This window comes from Micromonospora sp. S4605 (genome assembly GCF_003176715.1).
Lineage (GTDB): Bacteria > Actinomycetota > Actinomycetes > Mycobacteriales > Micromonosporaceae > Micromonospora > Micromonospora echinaurantiaca.
Genome location: NZ_QGSW01000410.1, coordinates 1 through 6,479, shown reverse-complemented (window position 1 = coordinate 6,479; position 6,479 = coordinate 1). Strand labels below are relative to the sequence as shown.

Annotated in this window: 6 protein-coding genes and 1 pseudogene; 2 read left to right on the top strand and 5 right to left on the bottom strand. The window is 71.8% G+C overall.

Translation table 11 applies throughout. From position 1 onward, the window contains the following. Positions 1-492 precede the first annotated feature (492 nt). Complete coding sequence (locus DLJ47_RS32470) at positions 493-876, top strand: ArsC/Spx/MgsR family protein (RefSeq protein WP_109905803.1); 384 nt, start codon at positions 493-495, stop codon at positions 874-876. Positions 877-928: 52 nt separating this feature from the next. Here the strand turns inward: DLJ47_RS32470 and DLJ47_RS32465 are convergent, their stop codons facing one another. After that, entirely contained in the window at positions 929-1,285 is a 357-nt protein-coding gene (locus DLJ47_RS32465) for a VOC family protein (RefSeq protein ID WP_109905801.1), read from the bottom strand. A gap of 160 nt (positions 1,286-1,445) precedes the next feature. Between DLJ47_RS32465 and DLJ47_RS32460 the strand changes: the two genes are divergently transcribed. Next, complete coding sequence (locus DLJ47_RS32460) at positions 1,446-4,301, top strand: aconitate hydratase (RefSeq protein WP_109905799.1); 2,856 nt, start codon at positions 1,446-1,448, stop codon at positions 4,299-4,301. 102 nt (positions 4,302-4,403) lie between these two features. Here DLJ47_RS32460 and DLJ47_RS32455 read toward each other — a convergent pair whose 3' ends face one another. From DLJ47_RS32455 to DLJ47_RS32440, 4 genes and pseudogenes are all read right to left on the bottom strand, one after another. Continuing rightward, positions 4,404-5,012, bottom strand: coding sequence for a GTP-binding protein (locus tag DLJ47_RS32455; protein WP_109905797.1), 609 nt, complete (start codon positions 5,010-5,012; stop codon positions 4,404-4,406). Continuing rightward, the gene (locus tag DLJ47_RS32450; RefSeq protein WP_088992931.1) at positions 4,993-5,379 is read right to left on the bottom strand and encodes a DUF742 domain-containing protein; all 387 of its coding nucleotides are present in this window, start codon (positions 5,377-5,379) and stop codon (positions 4,993-4,995) included. Before DLJ47_RS32450 ends, DLJ47_RS32455 begins: the two co-directional genes overlap by 20 nt. Positions 5,380-5,384: 5 nt before the next feature. Beyond that, positions 5,385-5,807, bottom strand: coding sequence for a roadblock/LC7 domain-containing protein (locus DLJ47_RS32445; RefSeq protein ID WP_088992930.1), 423 nt, complete (start codon positions 5,805-5,807; stop codon positions 5,385-5,387). Between the two features lie 91 nt (positions 5,808-5,898). Then, positions 5,899-6,479 (bottom strand): annotated as a pseudogene (locus DLJ47_RS32440) (nitrate- and nitrite sensing domain-containing protein); the annotation flags it as partial.

Genomic DNA, 6,479 nt, shown 5'->3' with positions numbered 1-6,479 from the left:
CCCGGGGCCCCGCCAGGGGCGCCCGCCGACCGCACCCCGACGCCACCGGGCATCCCGACCGCACCGCCCGCCCGTCCGCCCAGTGCGATCAAGGGGTTTGTGTCAGGATCCGGCCCTCGGCATGACACCAACCCCTTGATCACCCGGCTGTCCGGGCGGCCGCGAGACGGGCGGCGGGCTGGTGTTGGATCGACTGGAGGAGCACCCTGGGCCAGGGCGCAGGGGTGCCGGGGCGTCGCGGGACGCCGCGCCGACCAATCGCCCGACAGCGTGATGACGCAGCGGCATATCTATGACTCTGAGGTATCACGCCGAGGCGGCACTGGCTCGACCGGCGACGACACGCCCGGCCGGACAGACCGACGGCCGACCAGGTTTACGCCCGCCGAACCATTGCCGCGCTCGACCGACGGGCCGGCCCCGGGTGGGCGTCCCCGCCGCCGAGGCGGGCGTGCCATGACGGGCGGCTGGGCGGCTGGCACCATGGCGGGCATGGAGATCTGGAACAACCCCGCCTGCTCCAAGAGCGCTTGCGCCCGGTCCGTGCTGGACGAGGCCGGCGTCGGCTACCAGGTCCGGCCGTACCTCGACCAGCCGCCGACGGCCGAGGAACTGGTCGAGGTGCTGCGCCGGCTGGACGCGCGTCCCTGGGACGTCTGCCGGCTCCAGGAGCCGGCGGCGGCCTCCCGGGGGATGGCGGACTGGCCGCGCGACACGGCGACCGAGCCACGCTGGGTCGAGGCGATGGTCGCCTCGCCGGAGCTGATCCAGCGCCCGATCCTGCTGCTCGACGACGGCAGCGCGGTGGTCGGTCGTACCCCTGAAGCCCTGGACGAGGCCGTGCGCCGTGCCGCCGGCGCCACCGGCACGGCCTGAACCCCTGCATCCCCCCGCACGACGCGCCGGACGCCGCCCAGTGACCCGCGGGTCACCCGAGCGGAGCCAGGAACTCCAGCCGGTTGCCGTGCACGTCCTCGGTGTGGAAGCGGCGCATCCCGGGTAGCTCGTCATCGCCCCAGGTGACGGGGTGACCGGCGGCGGTGAGCCGGTCGGCGAGCGCGTCCAGGTCCGGCCACAGCAGGGCGGGGTGCGCCTTGCGGGCGGGCCGGAAGTCGTCCTCGACGCCGAGGTGCAGTTCGGCGCCGTGACCGGTGAACCAGCAGCCACCGCGGGCCGCGAGGACCGGCGGCTTGGGCTTTTCGGTGAGCCCGAGCACGCCCACGTAGAAGGACCGCGACGCGTCCTCGGAGCCGCGCGGGCAGGCGAGTTGGACGTGATGGATCATGGTGGTACCTCCTCGTCCCGAACCATGGCACGAGGTTGCGCCTTTAGCAAGACGGACGTACGGTTTTGTTGAAAGCGAGAATCGGCGGTAAGTGTCACCTAACCACGGCGGCACTCCGGCCGGTGCGACAGACTGCTCAGGACTACTCACGGTCGCTGGTGTGAAGGAGTACGACGTGGCGAGCCTCGACACCTTCGGTGCGAAGACCCAGCTACGCGTCGGAGACGCGAGCTACGAGATTTTCAAGATCGGCAAGGTGGACGGCCACGATCGGCTGCCCTACAGCCTGAAGATCCTGCTGGAGAACCTGCTGCGGACCGAGGACGGCGCGAACATCACCGCCGACCACATCCGGCAGCTCGGCGCGTGGGACCCCACCGCCGACCCGAGCGTGGAGATCCAGTTCACCCCGGCGCGGGTGCTCATGCAGGACTTCACCGGCGTGCCCTGCGTGGTCGACTTGGCCACCATGCGCGAGGCGGTACGCGACCTCGGCGGCGACCCGACCAAGGTCAACCCGCTCGCCCCGGCCGAGCTGGTGATCGACCACTCGGTCATCGCCGACCTGTTCGGCCGTGAGGACGCCTTCCAGCGCAACGTCGAGCTGGAGTACGAGCGCAACAAGGAGCGCTACCAGTTCCTGCGCTGGGGCCAGACCGCGTTCAACGAGTTCAAGGTCGTCCCGCCGGGCACCGGCATCGTGCACCAGGTGAACATCGAGTACCTGGCCCGCACCATCATGGAGCGCAACGGGCAGGCGTACCCGGACACGGTCGTCGGCACCGACTCGCACACCACGATGGTCAACGGCCTGGGCGTGCTGGGCTGGGGCGTCGGCGGCATCGAGGCCGAGGCCGCGATGCTCGGCCAGCCGGTCAGCATGCTGATCCCGCGGGTCGTCGGCTTCAAGCTCTCCGGCGAGATGCCGGCCGGCACCACCGCCACCGACCTGGTGCTCACCATCACCGAGATGCTGCGCAAGCACGGTGTGGTCGGCAAGTTCGTCGAGTTCTACGGTCCGGGCGTGAGTGCGGTGCCGCTGGCCAACCGGGCCACCATCGGCAACATGTCGCCGGAGTACGGCTCCACCGTGGCGATCTTCCCGATCGACGCCGAGACCGTCCGCTACCTGGAGCTGACCGGCCGCGACCCGAAGCAGGTCGCGCTGGTCGAGGCGTACGCCAAGGAGCAGGGCCTCTGGCACGACCCGGCGGCTGAGCCGGAGTACTCGGAGCGCCTGGAGCTGGACCTGAGCACCATCGAGCCGTCCCTGGCCGGCCCGAAGCGCCCGCAGGACCGGGTGCCGCTGGGCAGCGCCAAGACGCTGTTCCGCTCCGCGCTGAAGGACTACGTGGCCGCCGACGAGACCGGTGGTGACCGGGGCCGCGCCGCCGGCGTGCCGCAGCAGGAGAAGCCGTTCGGGGTCATCGGCCACGCCGACGAGGCCAGCGCCGAGTCCTTCCCGGCCAGCGACTCCCCGGCCAACGGGGTCAACGACCCGGCCGACGCCCCGCGCGACCTGGAGACGGCAGCGGTCGGCGCCGGTGGGCGGGCCACCAACCCGATCCGGGTCACCGGCGCGGACGGCACCGAGTTCGAGCTGGACCACGGCGCCGTGGTGATCGCGGCGATCACCTCCTGCACCAACACCTCCAACCCGCAGGTCATGATCGGTGCCGCGCTGCTGGCCCGGAACGCGGTGGAGAAGGGGCTCGCCCGCAAGCCGTGGGTGAAGACCACCCTGGCGCCCGGCTCCAAGGTCGTCATGGACTACTACGAGCGGGCCGGCCTCACCCCCTACCTGGAGAAGCTCGGCTTCCACCTGGTCGGCTACGGCTGCACCACCTGCATCGGCAACTCCGGCCCGCTGCCCGAGGAGATCTCGGCCGCCGTCAACGACGCCGACCTGGCCGTCGTCTCGGTGCTCTCCGGCAACCGGAACTTCGAGGGCCGGATCAACCCGGACGTCAAGATGAACTACCTGGCGTCCCCGCCGCTGGTGGTCGCGTACGCGCTGGCCGGCACGATGGACATCGACCTGGCCAACGAGCCGATCGGCGAGGACAGCCAGGGCAACCCCGTCTTCCTGCGCGACATCTGGCCGAACAGCGCCGAGATCCAGGACGTCATCGCCTCGGCGATCGGCGCCTCCGGGTTCAGCTCGGCGTACGCGGACGTCTTCGCCGGCGACGAGCGGTGGCAGTCGCTGCCGACCCCGACCGGTGACACCTTCGCCTGGGAGGGTGAGTCGACCTACGTCCGCAAGCCCCCGTACTTCGAGGGCATGGAGCGGGAGCCGAAGGCGGTCACCGACATCGCCGGTGCCCGGGTGCTGGCCAAGCTGGGCGACTCGGTGACCACCGACCACATCTCCCCGGCCGGCTCCATCAAGGCCGACTCCCCCGCCGGTAAGTACCTCGCCGAGCACGGCGTGCCGCGGCACGAGTTCAACTCGTACGGCTCCCGCCGGGGCAACCACGAGGTCATGATCCGGGGCACCTTCGCCAACATCCGGCTGCGCAACCAGCTGGTGCCCGGCGTCGAGGGCGGCTTCACTGTCAACCACCTGACCGGCGAGCAGACCTCGATCTACGACGCCTCGGTGGCCTACCAGGAGGCCGGCGTGCCGCTGGTCGTCCTGGCCGGCAAGGAGTACGGCTCCGGCTCGTCGCGCGACTGGGCTGCCAAGGGCACCATGCTGCTCGGCGTCAAGGCGGTCATCGCCGAGTCGTACGAGCGGATCCACCGCTCGAACCTGATCGGCATGGGCGTGCTGCCGCTGCAGTTCCCGGCCGGCGAGACCGCCGAGTCGCTGGGCCTGACCGGCACCGAGACGTTCTCGATCGCCGGGGTGACCGGGCTGAACGACGGCGAGACGCCGCGTACGGTCAAGGTCAGCACCGACACCGGGATCGAGTTCGACGCGGTGGTGCGGATCGACACCCCGGGTGAGGCGGACTACTACCGCCACGGCGGCATCCTGCAGTACGTCCTGCGCCGCATGATCGCCAGCTGACACCACGGCGAACAGGGCCCCTTCCCGCGCGAGCGGGAAGGGGCCCTTCGTCGTACGGCTCAGGCCGCCAGCGCCGGGCGACCGGCGCCGGAGCCGGCCGGGTCAGTCGGCGGCGGCCCGGCGGCGGGCGTCCCGGGTCTTCATGGCGTGCTCCATCAGCGTGATGAGCACCTCCTTGCTGGACTCCCGCTGCCGGGCGTCGCAGAGCAGCACCGGCACCCCCGGGTCCAGGTTGAGGGCCGCCTGCACCTCGTCCAGCCGGTACTGCCGGGAGCCCTCGAAGCAGTTCACCGCCACCACGAACGGGGTGCCCCGGCCCTCGAAGTAGTCGATGGAGGGGAAGCAGTCGGCCAGCCGGCGGGTGTCCGCCAGCACCACCGCGCCGATCGCGCCGAGCGCCAACTCGTCCCAGACGAACCAGAACCGGTCCTGGCCGGGGGTGCCGAACAGGTAGAGCACCAGGTCGTCGCTGATGGTGATCCGGCCGAAGTCCATCGCCACCGTGGTGGTGGTCTTGCTCTCCACCCCGGAGAGGTCGTCGATGCCGACGCCGCTCTCGGTCAGCACCTCCTCGGTACGCAACGGGCGCGTCTCGCTGACCGCACCGACCATGGTGGTCTTGCCCACGCCGAATCCACCCGCGACCAGGATCTTGATCGCGGTGGGCAGTGGGGTCGCTCCCGCCGGCCGCTCAGAGTGCCCGTAGTCCATTGATTACCGCCTCGAAAACGCTGTTGTCGGGAAGGCCGGCCGTGTTGCGCGGCTCGCGGACCTGCACCAGGTTGCGAGCCACCAGATCGCCGAGCAGGACGCGGATGGTGCCCACCGGCAGGTCCAGGTGGGCGGCGATCTCGGCGACGGACTGCATCCGCTGGCAGAGCCCGACGATCGCCAGGTGCTCCGGCCCCAGGCCGACCTCCGGGGTCACGTCGGCCCGGGTCGCCGTCACCAGGGAGATCAGGTCGAACGTGCCGGTGACCGGGCGGGCCCGGCCACGCGTCACCGCGTACGGACGCACCACCGGACCCGCATGGTCGTCCACCCACTGATGTTCCGCGGACTCGCCCTGCACGGTCATCGCGGCTACTTCTCGCCGGCCGACTGCTCGGCGTTGCGTGTCGGCGAGGCGACGAACTTGCCGACCCGGGTGACCAGCATCGCCATCTCGTACGCGATCAGGCCCACGTCGGCGTCCTCGCTGGCCAGCACCGCTAGACAGGCGTTGCGCCCGGCGGCTGTGACGAACAGGAACGAGGACTGCATCTCGATGATGGTCTGCTGCACCTGCCCGCCGCCGAAGCGCTTGCCGGCGCCCCGGGCCAGGCTCTGGATGCCGGCCGCCATCGCCGCGAGGTGCTCTCCGTCGTCGCGGCTCAGTCCCTGCGAGGAGGCCATCAGCAGGCCGTCCGTCGAGAGCGCGACAGCATGCTCGGCCTGCTTCACCCGGCCGACCAGATCATCCAGCAACCACGTCAGGTCGGCACTCGAAGCCGTCTTCTGCGCCACTCGTCGTCCTCTTCTCCCCCGGCGTTGTCGCCGTGCTCGTGTGGGGCTGACCGTCACGTCGCGAGCGGGGTACCCGCACCGCCCGCGCCGGTCAGGTCGCTTGTTGCTCGTCGGGGTCGGGCCCGGAGTCCGACCTGGCGCCGGGCCCGCCGAGCAATCGCGCCGCGTCCGTACGCCCGCGCCGGGTGCCGGTCTGGTAGGAGCTCATCATCCGGCGTACCTGCTCGGGCGGGCGGACCACGTCCTCTTCGTCGTCCGGGGCGGCCGGCTCGTCGCGCAGCTCGGGCACGATGCTGGCCTGCCGGACCCGGACGGGCAGCCCGGAGTCGGTCCGGACCGGTTGCGGCTGGGGGGCGGCGTCCGGGCCGCCGTCGGTCGCCGGCGCGACATCGCCGGCGGGCGCCGGACCGGCCGGGGCACCGGTCGGCGCGGCGTCCAGGTCGGACCGGGTGCCGGCCATCGGCAGGCCGGTCGGGAAGGTCGGCCCGTCCAGGGCCGCCTGCTCCGACCAGCGCCGGGCCCGGGTCGGCAGCGGATCCTCGCCGGCCAGGCTCCGGCCCCGGGTCCGGGTGGGCAGCGCTCCGTCCGCACCGCCGTCGCTGCCAGATTCGCCGTCGCCGCCGTCGGCGCCCGCCGTGGCCACCGGGGCCGCCTCGACCGGCTCGGCCGGCC

What these genes read in the sequence shown, in the direction of transcription:
- DLJ47_RS32470 (WP_109905803.1), top strand. Translation starts at nt 493, where the DNA reads ATGGAGATCTGGAACAACCCCGCCTGCTCCAAGAGCGCTTGCGCCCGG.
- DLJ47_RS32465 (WP_109905801.1), bottom strand. Translation starts at nt 1,285, where the DNA reads ATGATCCATCACGTCCAACTCGCCTGCCCGCGCGGCTCCGAGGACGCG.
- DLJ47_RS32455 (WP_109905797.1), bottom strand. Translation starts at nt 5,012, where the DNA reads ATGGACTACGGGCACTCTGAGCGGCCGGCGGGAGCGACCCCACTGCCC.
- DLJ47_RS32450 (WP_088992931.1), bottom strand. Translation starts at nt 5,379, where the DNA reads ATGACCGTGCAGGGCGAGTCCGCGGAACATCAGTGGGTGGACGACCAT.